This is a genomic window from Phytobacter sp. V91, assembly GCF_965644225.1.
Classification (GTDB): domain Bacteria; phylum Pseudomonadota; class Gammaproteobacteria; order Enterobacterales; family Enterobacteriaceae; genus CBFFRJ01.
Map to the genome: position 1 here is coordinate 1 of NZ_CBFFRJ010000264.1, position 1539 is coordinate 1539.

The following is a 1539-nucleotide window of genomic DNA, read 5'->3' on the forward strand; positions in this document are numbered from 1 at the left end:
AGCTCAGCTAAGGTAAGGCTAATACAGATAAGGACTCCACTGAACCCCACCGATTAAATCGCACCTTCCATAGTAAAAGGCTTAAAATGGCTTGTAGAGCGTTAGACTGCTATCAAAAGATATGGCAATGAATTAATAATGCGGGATATAGGGTATTAAAGTTTACGACAGTCCATGTCATGTGAATCACAATAATGATGTGGCGAATGAAATGGTTAAGAAAATAGATTTCGGACATTCCGCACAGGTGGTGGGCTGCATACTCCGTTGAACACCTCAGAAGAGCCGATTCTGAGTATTAAGACAAAAAGCAGCTTCCTGCTTGCTGGTCAAAGTCAAGCCGACGACAGCCACTACGTTCACATATCATGTCATTTCAACTGTATCCGTATAATATTTAGACACAATATCAACATTTCCGCTCTGCTAGTTCCTGCAAACCGTTGAAAATCATTTGAATAAACGATCTATATAATCGATCAATACATAGATAATGATAGTTTTAAACTATCATATGTGTCTAAATTGATCGGTATTCTAATTGATTAAAACGATCGATTCATGATTTATAATAGTTTAAATCTATCACAAATCCATTTTTGATCGTTACAAACGATATGACACCTTGTCCATAGTAGATCAATTATATCAATTGCTTACGTTATCATTTAAAGGTGGAAAACATGTCGGAATGTCCATTTTGCAAGGCCGCAGTGCATGAAGATGCTTCTGTTTGTCGTGGTTGTGGTGCAGAAAGAGTAAAAGGTTACGTCAGCCAGCAGACCATGAAGGGGCTTGTAGTTGGTGGAACCATAGTTGGCATTCCTGCGGGATTTATCATGGCCTACCTGACTAAATCGACGCCGGTAATGGTGATTACTTTGCTCGCTTTCATGCTTGGCCCTTTGCTGATTCTGAAATTTAAAACCAAAGATAAAGTCAGTTGGGTTCGTCCGACCGCACGTTAATGGCTTTGCCAACATCAGGGAAAAACACCTCAACTCACTGTTCTGATTGAAGATCTCAGGCAGTGAGTTTTTTATAACAAATAAGGCTTACCAAAATGAAAAAAACAATCGCAGCGTTTTCCATTTCCGCTATTCTGGCGTTAACAGGATGCCAACAGTTAAACGAAGCAACAGGGAAAGTAGGAGAAACGATCAACTCGTCCTTATCTTCTCTGGGTAATGCTTTAAGTACTTCCAGTAGTAAAGGTAATACAACAGCAGCAGATAATCTCCCTGTGAACACCGTTAACGGTTTAGACGTTATTTGCCGTGATTATGAAGCAAACGCTATGGCCGGTAAAAAGAACTGGATTGGCAAGAAAATCAGCATCAGCAATGCCACGGTTCTGGAAGCACAGGAAGCCTACGACACCATGAAGTACCTTGGTGCACAACGAGACCATAAAACTTACGCTATTATCTTCCAGACGGCTGATACGAAATATTGCGGTGGGGCTGTACTGTTGTCTTACTATGCAGGTCAGGATGACGATATTCTGAAATTCAAGAAAGGACAGAAAGTGAATATTAC

General features: G+C 40.5%; 2 protein-coding genes. Both read left to right on the forward strand.

Annotated elements, in window-relative coordinates:
* The first annotated feature begins 683 nt into the window (after positions 1–683).
* The gene (locus ACSZO4_RS25495) at positions 684–968 is read left to right on the forward strand and encodes a hypothetical protein (protein ID WP_145055419.1); all 285 of its coding nucleotides are present in this window, start codon (positions 684–686) and stop codon (positions 966–968) included.
* 95 nt (positions 969–1063) lie between these two features.
* A partial coding sequence (locus tag ACSZO4_RS25500) for a hypothetical protein (RefSeq protein WP_437891873.1) occupies positions 1064–1539 on the forward strand: 476 nt, incomplete at its 3' end.